Raw genomic sequence first — 771 nt, 5'->3', positions numbered from 1 at the left:
GACCCGACCTCGTCGATCTTGCGGCATTTGATATAATAGGGATGCGTCGCCGCCAGCCCCTCATTGAACGCCTTGATCTCGGTCGGCGTCATTTCCGACGGCTTGCGGTCGGGCGGCGCGCGATCGGCGGCGGCATCGACCGCTCCCGCTGCGACGGCAGTGGACGCGCCGAGCGCGAGGGCGAGGATCATCTTCAGCATCGTCGCTGTCCTTCTGTGGAGGCTTATTGCGGCCGGTTGATCGCCGGACCGAGCTGATCGACCGGTTCCTGCGGCACGCTCCAGCCCCGCGCAAGCGTTTCCATCGAATCGCGCGCGTCCTGGTTGCCCTTGTCGACGATCTTCTTCCACTGGGCATTGGTGTTGCAGACGCGGATCTTCTTCACCAGCGACCCGACCTCGTCGATCTTGCGGCAGCGGATATAATTGGGATCGGCCATCGCCAGCCCATCGTTATGCGCGTCGATCTCGGCCCCCGTCATCTCCGACGGCGCGCGTGCCAGCGGCATATCGTCACCGGCCCAGACTGCGGTCGGCGCCGCGATCAGCACCGCGATGGCGAAAAGACGTGCAGGCATGGTTCAATCCCCTTGTCGAAAGACGGTCGTCGAAAGAACGGTCAGTTCGAATTGACGGCCTTGCCGGTCATCGCCTCGGCGGTGTCGCGCGCATCCTGGTTGCCCTTGGCCGACACTTCTTTCCACTTTTCATTGGTGTAGCAGACGCGGTTCTTCTTCACGAGCGACCCGATCTCGAGCGTCTTGCGGCATTT

General features: G+C 62.9%; 1 protein-coding gene and 1 pseudogene. Both read right to left on the bottom strand.

Going from position 1 to position 771, the window contains the following annotated elements; all coding sequences use genetic code 11:
- Nucleotides 1-200 (bottom strand): annotated as a pseudogene (locus B1A78_RS21930) (hypothetical protein); the annotation flags it as partial.
- Between the two features lie 23 nt (nucleotides 201-223).
- A complete protein-coding gene (locus B1A78_RS21925) occupies nucleotides 224-577 on the bottom strand; it encodes a hypothetical protein (RefSeq protein WP_077148917.1) in 354 nt (117 codons plus the stop codon).
- Nucleotides 578-771 lie beyond the last annotated feature (194 nt).

The sequence above is a fragment of the Sphingopyxis sp. KK2 genome (genome assembly GCF_001990265.1).
Classification (GTDB): Bacteria; Pseudomonadota; Alphaproteobacteria; order Sphingomonadales; family Sphingomonadaceae; genus Sphingopyxis.
This window is presented reverse-complemented; position numbering and strand designations above follow the sequence as displayed.